12 protein-coding genes and 1 tRNA gene are annotated in these 18,353 nt (G+C 36.3%); 8 read left to right on the top strand and 5 right to left on the bottom strand.

The genetic code is table 11. The features are described from left to right. The first annotated feature begins 323 nt into the window (after positions 1-323). From GQN54_RS08685 to GQN54_RS08670, 4 genes are all read left to right on the top strand, one after another. Positions 324-1,307, top strand: coding sequence for a pyruvate dehydrogenase complex E1 component subunit beta (locus GQN54_RS08685; protein WP_160633135.1), 984 nt, complete (start codon positions 324-326; stop codon positions 1,305-1,307). Between the two features lie 128 nt (positions 1,308-1,435). Beyond that, the gene (locus tag GQN54_RS08680) at positions 1,436-4,141 is read left to right on the top strand and encodes a sodium-translocating pyrophosphatase (RefSeq protein ID WP_160633134.1); all 2,706 of its coding nucleotides are present in this window, start codon (positions 1,436-1,438) and stop codon (positions 4,139-4,141) included. A 165-nt stretch (positions 4,142-4,306) separates the two neighbouring features. After that, entirely contained in the window at positions 4,307-6,298 is a 1,992-nt protein-coding gene (locus GQN54_RS08675; protein WP_160633133.1) for a S9 family peptidase, read from the top strand. Between the two features lie 106 nt (positions 6,299-6,404). Continuing rightward, the gene (locus GQN54_RS08670) at positions 6,405-7,211 is read left to right on the top strand and encodes a hypothetical protein (RefSeq protein WP_160633132.1); all 807 of its coding nucleotides are present in this window, start codon (positions 6,405-6,407) and stop codon (positions 7,209-7,211) included. Positions 7,212-7,282: 71 nt separating this feature from the next. On the opposite strand, the gene GQN54_RS08665 is transcribed toward GQN54_RS08670, so the two are convergent. The 4 genes from GQN54_RS08665 to sppA all read right to left on the bottom strand — a co-directional run bounded on the left by GQN54_RS08665 (position 7,283) and on the right by sppA (position 12,209). After that, on the bottom strand, positions 7,283-7,897 hold the full coding sequence (locus tag GQN54_RS08665) for a deoxynucleoside kinase (protein WP_160633131.1): 615 nt from the start codon (positions 7,895-7,897) through the stop codon (positions 7,283-7,285). A 46-nt stretch (positions 7,898-7,943) separates the two neighbouring features. Next, positions 7,944-8,765: a hypothetical protein gene (locus GQN54_RS08660; RefSeq protein WP_160633130.1), complete on the bottom strand. Its 822-nt coding sequence runs from the start codon at positions 8,763-8,765 to the stop codon at positions 7,944-7,946. 1 nt (position 8,766) lies between these two features. Beyond that, complete coding sequence (locus tag GQN54_RS08655) at positions 8,767-10,278, bottom strand: GH3 auxin-responsive promoter family protein (RefSeq protein WP_160633129.1); 1,512 nt, start codon at positions 10,276-10,278, stop codon at positions 8,767-8,769. A gap of 131 nt (positions 10,279-10,409) precedes the next feature. Next, on the bottom strand, positions 10,410-12,209 hold the full coding sequence (gene sppA / locus GQN54_RS08650) for a signal peptide peptidase SppA (protein WP_160633128.1): 1,800 nt from the start codon (positions 12,207-12,209) through the stop codon (positions 10,410-10,412). A gap of 93 nt (positions 12,210-12,302) precedes the next feature. On the opposite strand from sppA, the gene folK reads away from it, so the two are divergent. Both folK and GQN54_RS08640 read left to right on the top strand, forming a co-directional pair. Continuing rightward, the gene (gene folK / locus GQN54_RS08645; RefSeq protein WP_160633127.1) at positions 12,303-12,809 is read left to right on the top strand and encodes a 2-amino-4-hydroxy-6-hydroxymethyldihydropteridine diphosphokinase; all 507 of its coding nucleotides are present in this window, start codon (positions 12,303-12,305) and stop codon (positions 12,807-12,809) included. A gap of 124 nt (positions 12,810-12,933) precedes the next feature. After that, on the top strand, positions 12,934-14,658 hold the full coding sequence (locus GQN54_RS08640; RefSeq protein WP_160633126.1) for a tetratricopeptide repeat protein: 1,725 nt from the start codon (positions 12,934-12,936) through the stop codon (positions 14,656-14,658). Positions 14,659-14,764: 106 nt separating this feature from the next. On the opposite strand, the gene GQN54_RS08635 is transcribed toward GQN54_RS08640, so the two are convergent. Then, the gene (locus GQN54_RS08635) at positions 14,765-15,292 is read right to left on the bottom strand and encodes an RNA methyltransferase (protein ID WP_160633125.1); all 528 of its coding nucleotides are present in this window, start codon (positions 15,290-15,292) and stop codon (positions 14,765-14,767) included. Positions 15,293-15,456: 164 nt separating this feature from the next. Here GQN54_RS08635 and mutS point away from each other — a divergent pair, with 164 nt between their 5' ends. Together mutS and GQN54_RS08625 are read left to right on the top strand one after the other, a co-directional pair. Beyond that, entirely contained in the window at positions 15,457-18,042 is a 2,586-nt protein-coding gene (mutS, locus tag GQN54_RS08630) for a DNA mismatch repair protein MutS (protein WP_160633158.1), read from the top strand. Positions 18,043-18,162: 120 nt separating this feature from the next. Further along, positions 18,163-18,238 (top strand) — tRNA-Gly (locus GQN54_RS08625). Positions 18,239-18,353: the final 115 nt, after the last annotated feature.

Here is an 18,353-nt window from a genome sequence, read left to right as displayed (position 1 = left end):
TATTTTTTTCAAAGACTTGACCTTTTGTTTCATTTTGGGTCAAGCCAAAAGAAAAAGGAGTAAAAACAACTTTATTTTTATTTGTCCAACATTTCACTTCGGATTTGCTCAATGTAAACATCTCGCTCAATGTGACAAATAATTTATAGTATTCTAAGAGTGTTTAATTTTATAAAAAAATGAATCGATCGAGTTTTAAACCACAATTAAACAGCTTGATTTAAAATTATTATTTACACCTCTTTTAAGCTTTGTCAACCACGTTTTAATTTTCTATTTTTGCAGGCGATTAAATTTGAAGCAATACCTTATTTATATATAGTATGAAAACATTACAATTTAGAGAGGCACTTAGAGAGGCAATGAGTGAAGAGATGCGCAATGACAAGAGCATTGTGTTGATGGGAGAAGAAGTTGCTGAGTATAATGGTGCATATAAAGTGAGTCAGGGTATGCTTGACGAGTTTGGTGCAGAAAGAATTATTGATACACCTATTGCAGAATTAGGTTTCGCCGGTATTGGCGTAGGAGCAGCCATGCATGGTTTGCGTCCGATTATTGAATTCATGACATTTAACTTCTCGTTGGTCGCAATTGATCAAGTCGTAAATGCAGCGGCCAAAATGTACCAAATGAGTGGTGGTCAGTACAATGTGCCAATCGTTTTTAGAGGGCCTACTGCCTCTGCAGGTCAATTGGGAGCACAGCACTCACAGGCTTTTGATAGTTGGTTTGCAAATACTCCTGGCTTGAAGGTCGTTGTGCCGTCTAATCCAAAGGATGCGAAAGGGTTATTGAAATCAGCAATTCGAGATAACGACCCTGTTATTTTTATGGAGTCAGAACAAATGTATGGAGATAAAGGTGAAGTTCCAGAAGGTGAATACGTGATTCCTATTGGTGTTGCAGACATCACTAGAAAAGGTTCCGATGTCACTTTAGTTTCTTTTGGAAAGATTGTAAAAGTGATGAACGAAGCTGCAGAGGAGTTAGCCAAAGAAGGAATCGAGGCAGAGACTATTGATTTAAGAACAATTCGTCCGATTGACTATGAAGCAGTAATTAACTCTGTAAAGAAAACCAATCGTTTGGTTATTATTGAGGAAGCTTGGCCGATTGGAAACATTTCTACGGAATTGACCTACATGGTTCAGAAAAAAGCATTTGACTTTTTAGATGCTCCAATTCAAAGAATTAATACCGCTGATACACCATTGGGTTATGCCAATGTATTTGTGGAAGAGTTTTTACCAAATGTGTCCAAGGTGGTGAAAGCGGTGAAAGCAACGATGTACTTGAAGAAATAAATCAAAATAAAATACCTGTAAATAAGCCAATCCTTCAAAAGGGTTGGCTTATTTTTTTTTGAAGAAGTCGTTTAAAAGATTAAATTGGTCTTTTTTTCATAAAATTTAACAATAATTAATTATATCGTATGGGAGATTTATTACTATACCTAGTTCCTCTATTAGGGATTTTAGGTTTGATTGTCATGGCTGTAAAATCAGCATGGGTGAATAAGCAGGAAACTGGAGATGACAATATGCGTGAGTTGGCAAAATACATTGCCGATGGAGCCATGGCTTTTTTGAAAGCAGAGTGGAAAGTGATGGCCTATTTTGTAGTGATTGCTGCAATTTTGTTGGCTTGGTCAGGAACTATGACCGATCCCGATCATCCTCAAACTCATCCTGTAATTGCGATTACGTTTATTATTGGAGCATTTCTTTCTGCTTTAGCAGGATATTTAGGAATGAATATCGCGACGAAATCTAATGTAAGAACAACTCAAGCTGCAAGAACTTCCTTACAAAAGGCATTGAAGGTCTCTTTCACTGGAGGAACAGTAATGGGACTGGGTGTTGCCGGTTTGGCAGTATTAGGTCTTGGTGGATTATTCATTGTAATGTTAGCCATGTTTGGTCCTGAAGGTATGATGACCGATAAAGGAAGTTATATCCTAGCAATTGAAGTATTGGCAGGATTCTCTTTAGGTGCTGAGTCTATTGCATTGTTCGCAAGAGTTGGTGGAGGTATTTATACCAAAGCAGCTGATGTGGGTGCTGATCTTGTGGGTAAGGTAGAAGCCGGAATTCCAGAAGATGATGTTAGAAATCCTGCAACTATTGCTGACAACGTAGGTGATAATGTGGGTGATGTAGCAGGTATGGGAGCTGATTTATTTGGTTCTTATGTCGCTACTATTTTAGCAACTATGGTTTTAGGTGTTGAGATTAAAATGACTGACAATTTTAATGGTATGTCAGCTATTTTATTGCCAATGGTGGTAGCAGGTTTGGGAGTTGTATTTTCTATTCTAGGAACTTTATTTGTAAAGATAAAAGGGGAAGATGGAAATGTTCAAGGCGCATTGAATATGGGTAACTGGTTGTCCATGGTTATGGTCGCTGTATCATCTTATTTTTTAGTGGATTATTTGTTGCCTTCCACTATGGAGATTAGAGGAGAGGAATTTACTTCTATGCAAGTATATTTCGCTATTCTAACAGGTTTAGTAGTTGGAGCAATTATGAGTGTTGTTACTGAGTATTATACCTCAATGGGAAAGAAGCCGGTAAACTCAATTGTACATCAGTCTTCTACAGGCCATGCCACGAATATTATTGGAGGGCTTTCTGTGGGAATGGAGTCTACAGTGATTCCAATTTTAACTTTAGCAGCAGGTATTTACATTTCTTTTGAATTTGCAGGTTTATATGGTGTTGCAATTGCCGCTTCAGGTATGATGGCTACCACCGCTATGCAATTGGCTATTGATGCATTTGGACCCATTGCTGATAATGCAGGAGGTATCGCAGAGATGAGTGGATTGCCTGACGAAGTAAGAGGAAGAACGGATAATTTGGACGCTGTAGGAAACACTACTGCTGCTGCGGGAAAAGGGTTTGCTATCGCTTCAGCAGCTTTAACGGCTTTGGCGTTGTTTGCTGCTTTTGTTGGATTGTCTGGAATTGATTCCATCGATATTTATAAAGCTGATGTATTGGCCGGTTTGTTTGTTGGTGCGATGATCCCATTTATATTCTCCGCATTGTGTATTGCAGCAGTAGGTCGAGCTGCCATGGATATGGTAAATGAGGTTCGTAGACAATTCAAAGAGATTCCTGGTATTATGGAATACAAAGCAAAGCCTGAATACGAGAAATGTGTTGAGATTTCAACTAAGGCTTCTATTCGTGAAATGATGTTGCCGGGAGCGATTGCTTTAATTGTTCCAGTTATAGTGGGTTTTACATTTGGTCCTGAAGTTTTAGGAGGCTTGTTAGCAGGAGTTACCGTTTCTGGTGTATTGATGGGAATTTTCCAAAATAATGCAGGTGGAGCATGGGACAACGCTAAGAAATCTTTCGAGAAAGGTGTAATGATTAATGGGAAAATGGAGTATAAAGGTTCTGATGCGCACAAGGCGTCAGTAACTGGAGATACTGTTGGTGATCCGTTTAAAGATACCTCAGGTCCTTCCATGAATATCTTGATTAAATTAATGTCCATCGTTTCATTGGTTATTGCTCCTCACATTCATGTTGGTGGTAGTGCCATACACGCAGATCATGCTCCAGCGATTGAAATAACGGAAGCTGCAAATGATATTACTGGAGCATTTCCAATAGTTGCCAAAAAATCATCGATAGAATGGGAAGGTAAAAAAGTAGGAGGTTCTCACAACGGTAATGTATCGGTGCTAGATGGACAGGTTAAACTGGATCATGGTAAATTAGTGTATTTTGATATAGAAATTGACATGCAAAGTATTACTAATTCGGATATTTCATCTGAGGAAGAAAGACAAAAGTTGGTGGGACATTTGAAGAGTGATGATTTTTTTGGGGTAGAAGAACACCCTAATGCTACGATTAGGTCGGTAACAATTAATGAAATTTCACCGAAAAACTACCAAGTAGAAGGGGAATTGACTTTGAAAGGTGTTTCTCAACCTATTACATTCCCAGTAGCGGTAAATATTGAAAATGGTAAGATGATAGCACATGCTGACGTAACGGTTGATAGGACTAAATTTGGAATACGTTATAAATCTAAATCTTTTGATAATACTTTGTTGGATAAATTTATTTATGATGATTTTACGGTAAAAGCTAAGATTAAATCTGCTTTAAAATAGTTCAACAATTTGATTGATAAACCCGCTCCATAGAGCGGGTTTTTTTATGGGTTTATTTCCCGTTTATCCCTCTCATTTTCTGATTTGATGGCTTAATCTCCATTCATAATAATTCACTTTAGAAAAATGAAGATTGGGGTTAAATTGGTAAAAAAACCAACCATTATGAAAAAAATAATTTTAACAAGTATGGCCCTGATGCTTATATGCTCTATCCATGCGCAAACAGATGAGTCAAAAATGAAAGGTGACCCAAAGTTAGTTTCAACACCTGAAGAATTAGGAGCCTTAGCCGCTAAAGAAACGGGTAAGTATAAGTATTCAGTAGCCGATTATTTCAAAAAACCAAATCAATCTTCTTTTCAGTTTTCACCTGACGGAAAATATGTCTCTTACAAACAGCGTGAAGAGAATGGAAAAGTACATGTATACACCAAAAATACAATTACCGATGAGGTAGTTAGAGTGATTGAGGAAAAAGATGAATTGATTCGAGGTTATGGATGGGCTAATGAAACACGACTAATTTATATCATGGATAAAGGAGGTGATGAGAATTATCACCTTTTTGCAGTAGATATTGATGGTAAGAATCAAGTAGAGTTAACACCTTATGAGGGAGTTAAGGTGGATATTTTAAACGCTTTAAAAGAGCAAAAGGACTTTATGATAATTCTGATGAATAAGGATAATCCACAAGTTTTCGAGCCATATAAAATCAATATCAAAACAGCAGCGATTGAAAAATTATATACCAATGATGATCCATTAAACCCGATTAGTGGATATGATTTTGATAAAGATGGGGTGCTTAAAGGGTTTACTAAACAGCAAAATGGTACTGAATATGTATTGAATTATCGCCTAGATGAGAATCAGCCATTTGAGCCAATTTTGACCACAACTTGGAAAGATGATTTTTATATTATAAACTTTGATTATACGACAGAGAATAAGAATGATGCATTTGTAATGACCAATCTTGAAAGCAATACTCGAGAAATTGTACTCTACGATTTTAAGGAAAAAAAGGTCATCAAGAAAGTATATTCTAATCCCACTTTTGATGTCAGTGGGATGAGTGTCTCACGAAAGAGGAATTTTGAAGTGGACTATTTTTATTATAACGGAGAAAAATACCATATCGAGCCTGTTAGTGAAACTGCTAAAAAATTGAATGATAAGTTTAAAAAGCAATTCGGGAATAAGGATTTTTACATCTCAAGTAAAACTGACGAAGAGGATAAATACTTGATTTATGTGACTAGTGATAAATTGTACGGTAAATATTATACCTATGATGTTAGTAAGGATGCTTTTAAAGAAGTGCTCAACTTAATGCCTCAACTAAAAGAGGAAGATATGGCAGAAATGCGATCTATTAAGTTTACCTCAAGAGATGGCTTAACTATATATGGATACTTAACAATTCCTAATGCTGTTAAAAATGGAACTAAAGTTCCTATGATTGTGAATCCGCACGGAGGGCCATATGGGCCAAGAGATGATTGGGGATATAATCCAGAGACTCAACTGTTCGCAAGTAGAGGTTACGCGACTTTACAAGTGAATTACAGAGGCTCAGGAGGATATGGGAAGGAATTTTATTTGGCAGGGAATAAGCAAATCGGCCGAAAAATGTTGGATGATTTAGAAGATGCAGTTGCTTATGTGAAAACTTTAGGTCTTGTTGATGAGGATAAGATTGGGATATATGGTGGAAGTTATGGTGGCTTAGCTACCTTGGGAAGTCTAGTAAAAACTCCTGACTTGTATACTTGTGGAGTAGATTATGTAGGCGTTTCCAACTTATTTACGTTTTTCAAGGCTTTTCCACCTTATTGGAAACCTTATTTAGGTCAGGTATATGAGCAGTGGTATGATGAGAATGATGAAGATGATATTGCAATAATGAAGCAAGTTTCACCAGCACTGAATGTGGAGAAAATAACGAAACCACTCTTTGTAGTGCAAGGCGCCAATGATCCACGTGTCAATATTGACGAATCAGATCAAGTAGTAAAAAATATGAGAGCTCGAGGGATTAATACTCCTTACATGGTAAAGTATGATGAAGGACATGGCTTTGCTAGAGAAGAAAACCGTATTGATTTATACCAAACCATGATGGGGTTTTTCGCTGTTCATTTGAAATAAAACCAGACTTATCTACAATCGATAGTTGATAGTTCTATTTTTTTTTAACTTTTCATGTATTAAGTAGAATTAAATTGCAGTATTAACAATCTAAAACTTTTTAACTATGAAAAAGAAAATGATTTTTGCTGTTGCGGCTGTTTTAATTTCAGGTGTAACAATGGGGCAAGAACTGCTAACTTCGAAGAAGGGAGTGCCAATTTTGCCTGAAGCTGGTGATTATGCTATTGGTGTAGACGCTACTCCATTTTTAGATTACGCTGGAAACTTGTTTAATGGGAACCTTGGGAATACTTCTCCCGGATTTAGCTATAGCCCAGATCGTCCGTTTTCTATTTACGGGAAGCGCTTTATTGATGCGAATTCTGCCTATCGAGCTACATTTCGATTGGGAGTTGGTAATAATTCAATTTCTAATAATGTTGCAGATGTTACCGATACTACTGGCGAAAAGTTTGTTGAGGATAAAACGACCAACTCTGGATTCAACGTTACTCTTGGATTAGGTAAAGAATGGAGAAGAGGGAAGGGTCGCCTGCAAGGAGTTTATGGTGGAGAGGCCCTGGTAAATCTTAACTCTAGCAAGTTCAAGAATGAATATGGCAATTCTTTGCAAGATATAGATGATTCGACATTGACTCGTACGCTAGAGGTAAAGAATGGCTTTGGATTTGGAATTACGGTTCGAGCTTTCGTTGGAGTAGAGTATTTTATAGCACCTAAGATGTCTATTGGTGCTGAGTACGGTTATGCCTTAGGCTTTAATACGCGTGGGTATGGAGAAACCACTACAGAAGCTCTAGAGCCAACTGGAACAACATCTACAACTGTTGATACAGGTACTAAGGCTACAGGTTTTGGATTAGATACAGACGCTTCTGGATTTAATATTAAATTTAATTTTCACTTTTAGAGGTGAAGATCAGTTGCCAAAAAGAATGCCCGACTTTATAAAGTCGGGCATTCTTTTTTTGGTAGAATTCATTAAAATAAACCATGAATTTCTCCATCTATTTTCTGAATGATTTTTCCTAAATCTTCACTGTTTTCTATAAAGTTATTGTCGTCAACATCTATAATTAATAGCTTACCTTGTGCGTAAGTGCTAATCCATGCTTCATATCGCTCATTCAGTCGTTTTAAGTAGTCCAACCGAATACTCTCTTCGTATTCTCTTCCTCGTTTTTGTATTTGGTTGACCAATTTAGGAATGGATGCCCTTAGGTAAATTAATAAATCTGGTGGTTGAATAAAGCCTTCCATCAGTTTGAATAAACTAAAGTAAGTTTCAAAGTCACGAGTAGTCATTAAGCCCATGGCGTGCAAGTTAGGCGCAAAGATATAAGCATCCTCAAAAATGGTTCGATCTTGAATAACCTTCTTGCCTGTTTCTCTAATTTCTAAAACTTGATTAAATCGTGTATTCAAGAAATAGACTTGCAGGTTAAATGACCAACGCTGCATGTCATTATAAAAGTCATTTAAATAGGGGTTTTCATCTGCATCTTCGTAATGCGCTTCCCAGTTGTAATGTTTTGATAAAAGTGAAGTTAAAGTTGTTTTTCCTGAACCTATATTTCCGGCAATTGCTATGTGCATAAATTGATATTTAAAGTCCTACTAAAGTACAAATTTCGAGTCGATATTACTTTGAAATTCGCTGACTTTTGTTTGGTAAATAATGGTAAATATATAGCTTTTCATTTTTTAATAAAAGCAGTCGATCTTTACTGATTTTTGCCGTTTTGGAATTAGCTATTGGAAGTGTCATTGGAGAAGCCTCCGGTTGTTTGGGAGAGTATTGAAATAAAGTGTCTTTCGTTTGGTAAATTATATTTTGATTAATGATTTGCAGATCGCTTGAGGTTTTTATCGATAAAACCTTATCAAATGTGGCAAATTGATCAAAGATAATGACACTTTTATCTGAAAGGTGGATTGCAACTATTGAGTTTTGTTCTATTAAGCTTTTGGGATTAACTTGACTGCCTACCCATTGGCTAAGATTAATGCTTTTGTTAGTGACTGATAGGTCTTTCCCTAGTTTTATAAGTTTTTGCTGGAGTCGGTCAAAAAGCCATAATCCATTTTCTTGTGACGAACAAGCTAGGGTTACTGCATCGTAGCCTAATCGATCCAACGCAATAGGTGACTCCATTGCAGTTAGAAAGTTATCTAAAAATACGATGATAGAATAGTCCGCATAGAAGACCAGTATCTTGTATGGATTAGATACGTCGACAGAAGTGATGTTGCCTAGTCTATTGTTGCTATATGTGCCTATTGAATCGCCGTTAGGATTGTATTTTATGATAGTATTGAGATCGTAGACATATCCATTTCCTAAGTTGTCCGTGGCCAACCTACAATTCTTTATGGGTAAGTCGATGGTAGTGATAAGCCTGTTTTCCTGAGCGAATCCATGTAAACCAAGGAAAAGAATAAACAGTAAAAATAGCTGCTTCATATTAATTGTTGTATTCCAATATTTGTTCCAAATGTGTTCGCTCATTCGCAAGTCGCGGAACTTTATTTTGACCACCTAGCTTACCCTTATCCTTCAACCAATTGAAAAAAGTATTTGATTTCATTACTCTAATCAACGGTCTTTTTAGGGCCATGTTGCCTTTGCGTTTGGCAGCATAGTCTGTATTAATATCTTGTAAAGTTTGATCTAATACTTCTGTAAATGTTTCAATATTATTGGGAGGAGTTGTAAACTCAATCAACCATTCATGCCCCCCTGCTTCTTTGTCTTTTAAGAAAATTGGAGCAGCAGTATACTCCTTAATACTTGCATTAGTAGCTTCACATGCAGCGAATAAACCTTTTTCGGCGTTTTCTATGATTAGCTCCTCTCCAAATGCATTGATAAAATGCTTAGTCCTTCCACTTACTCGAATACGATAGGGGTCTTTTGAAGTGAAAATTACTGTATCTCCAATTTTGTATCGCCATAGCCCTGCATTGGTAGTGATTACAATAGCGTAATTTACACCTAGCTCTACAGCATCTAACTCTATAGTTTTAGGGTATTCTTTTTCCCATTCGCTCATGGGAATAAATTCGTAGTAAATGCCATAATCGAGCATTAATAGTAGGTCAGAATTATTTTTTTGGTCTTGTATACCGAAAAAACCTTCCGAAGCATTATAGGTTTCCAAGTAATGCATTTGGTCTGAAGGAATCAGTTTTTTAAATTCCTTTCGATAGGGTGTAAAACTTACACCACCATGAAAAAAGACCTCAAGGTTAGGCCAAATGTCCAAAATGCTGGATTTACCCGTGCTTTCAATGATTTTATGTAATAGAATTAGAGTCCATGATGGAACACCGGATAAATTAGTGACATTTTCATTGACTGTAATTTCAGTCATTTTTCTTAACTTATCTTCAAAGTTATCCAATAGAGCTACTTCTTTTCCGGGAGTTCTCAAATACTCTGCCCAAAAAGGTAAATTTTTTATAATAATAGCAGACAAATCGCCATAGTAAGAGTCATTTTGAGCACTTATGGATTGACTACTGCCCCCCATCATGAGGGCCATTCCATCAAAAACGTTGGTTTCGGGATAATTGTTACAATACAGAGATAACATGTCTTTACCCCCTTTGTAATGACAATCTTCAAGAGCTTCTTTAGTGACCGGAATAAATTTACTTTTGTCACTTGTAGTGCCAGATGATTTAGCGAACCATTTGGTTTCAGAAGGCCATAAAATATTCTGTTCTCCATTTTTTAATCGGTCAATAAAAGGTTTTAATTGTTCATACGACTGGACTGGAACACGGTTGGCAAAATCTGCCGGAGTTTTTATACTCGTGTAGCCGTGTTTTTTACCCCATTCAGTATGACGACCATTATAGATCAAATTTTCAAACCACTCGTTTTGGACTTCACTTGGATATTTCATGAACAACTCTATTTGGTGCATGCGCTTTTTCATTATCCAAGACATCAAAGAATTAATTAGGGCCATTCGAATCTAGTTTTTTATTTGCTTTAAAAATACTTGTAAAATCCGACTTTCAACTTAACAATTGAGAAATAAGCATAAAAAAAGCGTTGTAAATTTTACAACGCTTTCTCAAATTGTTCAACTAAAACAGACTAGTAAAATCTCATGTCAAAAGGAATCCTAGTCATTATTCCTTGACGTTTTGAAACTTCTTCTAAGCTTTTAAAGTAGTGGTATGTGCTTCCTAAATTTTCTCCAAGAAGATAGGTTTTTGCCTCCATACTCAAGTCTTCCATTAATTGTTGAATAGGCTCTTTTTGTCGAGGTAATTCTTTTATTTCATAGGCTTCGATGCCTGCTAGGCTTGCAGCAGACTTTAGAGCATCATTTAAGCCGCCTATTTCATCTACTAGTCCAATTCTTTTAGCATCTATTCCTGTCCATACTCTGCCTTGTCCGATTGAATCCACTTCAGCTTTGGTTATTCCTCTTCCTGCTGCCACTTTGGTAATAAAATCATCATAAATTGATTCTACCATTTCTGTGATTGCAACAGTTTCTTCAGTATCTAATGGTCGGAATGTATTAATCATCATGTCAGAGTGTTTATTGGTGCTAACTCCATCTACATAGACACCCAGTTTGTTGTTGATTAAACCTTTGAAATTTGGCACTACTCCAAACACTCCAATAGAGCCAGTAATAGTGTTAGGTTGTGCGAAAATTTTGTTCGCCCCACATGAAATATAATATCCACCAGAAGCGGCCAAGTTACCCATTGAAACCACAACTGGTTTTTTAGCTTTAGCTAATTCTATAGCTCTCCACATTACATCTGAGGCTAATGCGCTTCCTCCTGGGGAGTTAACTCTTAAGACTATTGCTTTGATATCTTCGTCTTTAGTGGCTTTTTTAATCGCTTCAACGATAGTTTCGCTACCCATAACTTCAGCATTACTTTTTCCGCCTCTAATTTCTCCAGCAGCATAAATGATAGCAATCTCCTCTTTTACGTTTTTGATTTGATCTTCATCTTCATCCTCATCGATGTTCTCTTTTCCAGCTGCAGATTTGTATTTTGATAATTCAATCAGTTTAGGTTCGTCTTTCTCAATGCCAGAAAGTGCAACCAACTCTTGCATTACTTCATCTTCGTATTTAAGCGCATCAACTAATTGATGTTTTAATGCATCCGCAGGTAATCGAATTGAAATGTTGTCTGCGATAGCATTCAATTGATCTTGAGAGATTCCTCTAGCAGCTGATATTCCAGCGGTCATTTCATTCCAAATAGAATGGACTAATGTGCTCATTTGTTTTTTATTGGATGGGCTCATTTCATTCATTAAAAATGGCTCTACTGCACTTTTAAATTTGCCATGTCGAATCACTTGCATTTCAATATCTAACTTTTCAAGTGCATCTTTAAAAAACATAATTTGGCTAGTCATACCTTGAAACCTAAGCTCTCCTTGCGGATTTAAGTATACTTTATCGGCTACGGTGCTTAAGAAATAAGCTGATTGAGAATAGTTTTCACTGTAAGAAATTATAAACTTTCCACTCTCCTTGAAGTCCAAAAGGGCTACTCTAATTTCGTCTATATTAGCCAGTCCAGTTTGCAGTTGGCTAAGGTTTAGAAATATACCTTTTATCTTATCATCTGTTTTTGCTTTTTCTAAACTAGCTTTTATTTCGTTTAAGCCGATTGTTTTTTTGGCTTCAAAAGTGTTAAAATCGAAATTTTCAAACGGATTTTTTGAGGCGCGGTCGTTTATTTCTTCATTCAGTTGGATGTGAAGAATCGAATGGTCTGCCACAAAAGTAACAGGTGTGCTGCCCGCAGCAGACACTATGCCACCAATTATTGCAATTAGTATGAAGAGTGAGATGATTACCGTCAAGAACATTCCGAGCATTGAGGCAAACATGAATTTGAAAAATTGTTTCATAAATCGATTGTTTCAGTTAATTTGTATTTAGAGGTTAAAAGTACTGCCTTTTTTAAGGATACTTCTACTAAAATACATTAATGGTAAGTCAAAATGATAAAAGGAAAAGAAGAGTATAAAACCTGTTTTTTGCAATTGGGGAGCAATGAGGGGAATCGAAATGAGATAATGAAATTGGCTGAGTATTTTATTCAACAATCAATAGGTGTCATTAAGAATAAAAGTAGTTATTATGAATCTGAACCATGGGGAAATTCTGATTTGAATTGGTTTTTGAACAGTGTTTTAGAAGTTCAGACTTTATTACTTCCGTTTGAGCTATTGAAAAAAACCCAGCAAATAGAACGGGATTTAGGGAGAAAGTCAAAGGGTGATGACTATGCCAATCGGACCATAGATATCGATATCCTTTTCTACGAAAATTTCATCATTCGGTCACCCAAATTGACTATTCCACATGATAAAATTCCACAAAGAAGGTTTGTATTAGCGCCACTTGTTGAAATTTCTCCTCAGTATATTCACCCGATACTAGATAGTAGTTTGAGCTATTTGCTTGATTCTTGTGTAGATGACTTAAGGGTTACTAAGTTGGATTAAATTTTGAAACAACCAGAGAGAAGAAAAATGGAGGCAATGAATTGCACTTTATTTTTTTTGTGTGATTTAACAATATTAACTAACATTGTATCTTAAAAATACAAGGAAAAGAAAACTTTAAACGATGAAAAATACAAATACCAAAGCATTTGCTTTAGTTCTCACAGCTTCAGTTGGTTTGATGGCATGTAATCCATTGAATAAGATGTCAAAAAAAGCAGAAGAAGTAAGCTATTCTGTGACTCCAAGTCCATTAGAATTGCACAATGATAGCATTGAAATCAACGTTTCTGGAAGTATACCACCACGTTTTTTCAATAAAAAGGTATCGGTAAATTTTGTTCCAAACTTCAAATATGATGGAAAAGAAACCGATTTTAAAACCATTACTTTAGTTGGAGAGGATAGCGAAGTAGAAGGTATGAAAATTAACTTTGAAAAAGGTGGAAGTTTTGCTTACACTGATAAAGTAGCTTATGTAAAAGGAATGGAGGTTGCCGAATTATATATGGTAGCTACAGGTTCATACAAAGGGAAAGAAAAATCTTTTGATCCAGTAAAGGTTGCAGATGGTACAATCATTACTCCTATGATGGTTCAGAATGAAGATATGCCTGCCATTGGTCCTGATAAATTTAAGAAGGTTGTTCCTCAAGAGTATAAAGCTACAATCAACTATTTAGTAAATAGTTCTGCTGTTCGTTCTTCTGAGTTAGCTGATGCTGATGTAAAAGAGATGGCAAAATTCATCAAGAATGGAAAAGAAAAGGGCTTTGTATTTAAATCTACTAACGTAGTAGCTTGGGCATCCCCTGAAGGTGAGATTTCATTAAATGAAAATTTAGCTGATCAAAGAGCTGCTTCTGCCGCTAATGCCGCTTCAGGAATGTTTTCAAGAAATAGAGTAAAAGCTGCCAACGATAAATCTTTTTATACTAAAACTGGTAAAGGGGAAGACTGGGATGGTTTTAAATCTGCAATGCAGGCGTCTGACATTAAAGATAAGAACTTAATCTTGAGAGTTTTGGAGATGTATGAAGACAAAACCAAAAGAGAAGAAGAAATCAAAAACTTGGCTGAGACTTTTGAAGTAGTTAAAGAGAATATCTTACCTCAATTAAGAAGATCAGAAATTACAATCAATGCAGAGTTGAAGAGTATGTCTGACGAAATGATTGCTAAGTATGCAGAAAGTAATCCTGATACTTTAACAGTAGAAGAGTTGTTGTATGCTGCTACTTTGACTACTGATATGGATAAGAAGTTAACTATTTACAAATCTGCTGAAAGAGTTTATCCAAATGATTTTAGAGGGTTTAACAATGCAGGATATATTTACGCAATGCAAAATAACTTAGATAAAGCTAAAGGAGAATTCCAAAAAGCTGCTAAGTTAGCTCCAAATGCACCTTCAGTTAACAACAACTTAGGTATGGTTGCTCGTTTAGAAGGAGACAATAAGAAAGCGATGGAATATTACAACAATGCTTCTGGAGCAGGAGATGCTGTAAACATGAATAAAGGTTTGATAAATATCAAGCAAGGGAATTATGCTGAAGCTGTAAGTAATTATGGCAGTGCAAAAACATTCAATGCTGCATTGGCACAAACTTTAAATAAAGATTATCAGACTGCTCTAAAAACTATTGATGCTTCAGACGCAAGCACCAAAGCAATAGGATTATATCTTAAAGCAATTGTAGGGGCTAGAATGAAAGATAAATCAATGATGGTTAATAATCTGAAGTTAGCTGTAGCTAAAGATCCTTCATTGAAAGATTATGCAAAGAATGACGCAGAATTCTTAAATTATAAAGATGATGCTGAATTCAAAGCAGCGGTAAATTAATAGGAACTTATAAATTTAAAAGGCCCTTTCAATTCAGTTGAAAGGGCTTTTTTTTGTCTAAAATCTAAAAAAATATCTTGTGGGGTTTGAAAAAAATGATTAGTGATTATTCGAACTTTTTGCTGAATTCATACATTACGATACCTGCACTGACAGAGATGTTTAGAGAGTGTTTAGTGCCTTCTTGAGCAATTTCAATTACACCATCTGACTGGTTGATTATTTCCTGATCAACACCATCTACCTCATGTCCAAAAATTAAGGCTACTCCTTTTTTTTGAGGTTGATAAGCATCAGGTTTAGTACTCTTATTGGCTTGCTCAATCGATAAAATGTCATAGCCTTTGGTTTTACATTTTTCAACAGCCATTGTTGTGGATTCACAATATTCCCATTCAACGGATTCGGTTGCTCCTAAAGCACTTTTATTAATTTCTCTATGAGGAGGAGTAGCAGTTATGCCACATAGATAGATTTTTTCTATTCGAAATGCATCTGCTGTTCTAAATACTGAGCCGATATTAATTAGGCTTCGGATGTTGTCAAGAATAACAATGATTGGTCTTTTTTCTATCGATTTGAATGCTTCAACAGTTAACCGATTTAATTCTTCATTTTTTGTTTTCTGATTCATGAGGTAAAATTACAACTTATCTTAAGTTTCCAAACTGTGAAAAACTATTCATAACCCGTTATGATAATTGATGAGTAGACGCTTTGAACTTCTTAAATTAGCATTGAAAATTTAAGAAATTGAGCAAAGCGAAAAAAACTGATAAGCCTACAGTTACCCCTTTGATGAAGCAATATCATCAGATTAAAGGGAAGTACCCTGATGCCTTACTATTGTTTAGGGTGGGTGATTTTTATGAAACATTTGGGGCCGATGCTGTGAAAGCGGCTGGAATTCTTGGGATAGTTTTAACTAAAAGACATAATGGAGCCGCCAACGAAATTGAATTAGCAGGATTTCCTCATCATTCTTTAGAAACTTATTTGCCTAAGTTAGTGCGGGCAGGTCAGCGTGTTGCCATATGTGACCAGTTAGAAGATCCTAAGCAAACGAAGACTATTGTTAAGCGTGGAGTAACAGAGTTGGTAACTCCTGGAATTTCATACAGTGATAAAGTATTGGACCACAAATCCAATAATTTTCTTGCATCAGTCCATTTTGCTAAGACAAATACTGGTGTTTCATTTCTTGATGTCTCTACAGGTGAATATTTAGTTGCTGAAGGTTCTATTGAATACATTGATAAATTGTTGCAAAGTTTTGCGCCGGCAGAAATTGTCTTTCAAAAGAAAGATAAACGGTTGTTTGAGGATAGTTTTGGAACAAGCCACTACACATATGCCTTAGAAGATTGGGTTTTTACTTATGAATTTGGGAATGAAATCCTTTTGAAGCACTTTGAAACAAAATCTTTGAAAGGTTTTGGGATTGATGGTTATGAAAGTGGGGTGATTGCAGCTGGTGCAGTACTTCATTATTTGGCAGAAACTCAGCATAAACAACTTAGTCATATAGCGGCGTTGTCGAGAATAGAAGAAGAGCGATATGTTTGGTTGGACCGATTTACGATTCGAAATTTGGAGTTGATTCGTTCTCCTCATGAAAATGCAAAGACATTGGTTGATGTAATAGATGATACCATTTCGCCTATGGGGTCAAGAATGTTGAAGCGTTGGGTGGCTTTACCCTTAAAGGATTTACAACCCATAGAAGAGCGGCTGAATATAGTACATCATTTTATATCGAAGGAGGATGATTCGCAAACTATTAAGCGTAATTTAGAACAGGTAGGTGACTTAGAACGATTGATTTCTCGAGCAGCTGTTGGGAGAATTAATCCAAGGGAAGTGGTGCAGTTGAGTAGAGCTTTGGAAGCTATAAAGCCGATAAAATCATTGTGTATGGCTGCTTCGGAGGGCTCCCTGAAGAAACTAGGAGAACAGATGAATCCTTGCGACACTATTCTGGAGCGAATTAAAAGAGAAATGATTGTAGATCCACCTGTAGCACTTTCTAAAGGAAATGTAATAGCAGAGGGAGTTAATGCTGAGCTGGACGAACTTAGAAAGTTGAAGACGAGTGGGAAGGATAGTTTGTTAGCCATCCAGCAAAGAGAGGCGGAGGCCACTGGTATTACTAGTTTGAAAATAGCTTTTAATAATGTATTTGGATATTATATTGAAGTTAGAAATGCGCAGAAAGATAAGGTGCCTGCAACATGGCATAGAAAACAGACGCTAGTTAATGCAGAGCGATACATTACAGAGGAGCTCAAAGAATACGAGAGTAAAATTTTAGGAGCAGAGGATAAGATTAGTGTTTTAGAATCAAAGCTTTATAACGACTTAGTTTTAGCATTGTCCGATTATATAGTTCCTATACAGCTAAATGCGAATTTGTTGGCTCGCCTGGATTGCTTATTGTCTTTTTCAAGGATTGCGGTTAAAAATAATTATACTCGACCATTATTGGACGATAGTAAAGCTTTGGATATAAAATCGGGTAGGCATCCAGTTATTGAAAAGCAATTACCATTGGGGGATGAGTACATTGCGAATGATGTTTATTTGGATGATGCCACACAGCAAATTATAATGATTACTGGACCAAATATGTCAGGAAAATCCGCATTATTAAGACAAACGGCCTTAATAGTGTTGATGGCTCAAATAGGTAGCTATGTTCCTGCAAAGCATGCAAAAATTGGAATAGTTGACAAAATATTTACTAGAGTTGGTGCTTCCGATAATATCTCTTTAGGTGAATCTACTTTTATGGTGGAGATGAATGAGACAGCTAGTATTTTAAATAATGTATCTGACCGTTCATTGATACTGCTGGATGAAATTGGTAGAGGGACAAGTACTTATGATGGAATCTCAATCGCATGGGCTATTGCAGAATATTTACATGAGGTGAAAGACTTGAAGCCTAAAACTTTATTTGCTACCCACTATCATGAATTAAATGATATGGCGAAACAGTTTAAAAGAGTGAAAAACTTTCATGTTTCGGTAAAGGAGGTCAATAATAAGATTATTTTCATGCGAAAGCTCGTTCCTGGAGGGAGCGAACACAGTTTTGGAATACATGTAGCAAAGATGGCAGGTATGCCACCGAAGTTGATTCGTCGCGCTAATGAAATGTTAGCTCAGCTGGAAAAATCACATGAACAAAGTGGAAATGGTAAAGTCAAAGCAAATTTGCCTGATTCTACTGAAGATTTTCAGTTGAGTTTTTTCCAGTTGGACGATCCAGTGTTACAAGCAATTAAGGAGGAATTAATTCATATTGATATAAATACGCTAACTCCAGTGGAAGCATTATTTAAGCTAAATGAAATAAAAAAAATGGTGGGTGTAAAAAAGTAAATTTTTTCGTTGTGAATCTGAAAAAAATATTACTTTTGTCGTCCACAACAAACAAGGAGACTTGTAAAGTGTGGAGAGTTCTTAATAAAAAGTCGATTCGAAAGAATCAATAACTAATAAGCGAGAGTAGCTCAGCTGGTAGAGCACGACCTTGCCAAGGTCGGGGTCGCGGGTTCGAATCCCGTCTCCCGCTCCATAATTCCTAAGTATTTACTTAGGAATTGTTTTTTTAATTGTCTGCCCGGGTGGTGAAACTGGTAGACACGCAGGACTTAAAATCCTGTGATCATTGCGATCGTGCGGGTTCAAGT

It is taken from the genome of Acidiluteibacter ferrifornacis, from assembly GCF_009909615.1.
Classification (GTDB): Bacteria; Bacteroidota; Bacteroidia; order Flavobacteriales_E; family Vicingaceae; genus Acidiluteibacter; species Acidiluteibacter ferrifornacis.
Note: the sequence above shows the minus strand (reverse complement) of the source record. Positions and strands in the feature narration are given on the sequence as shown.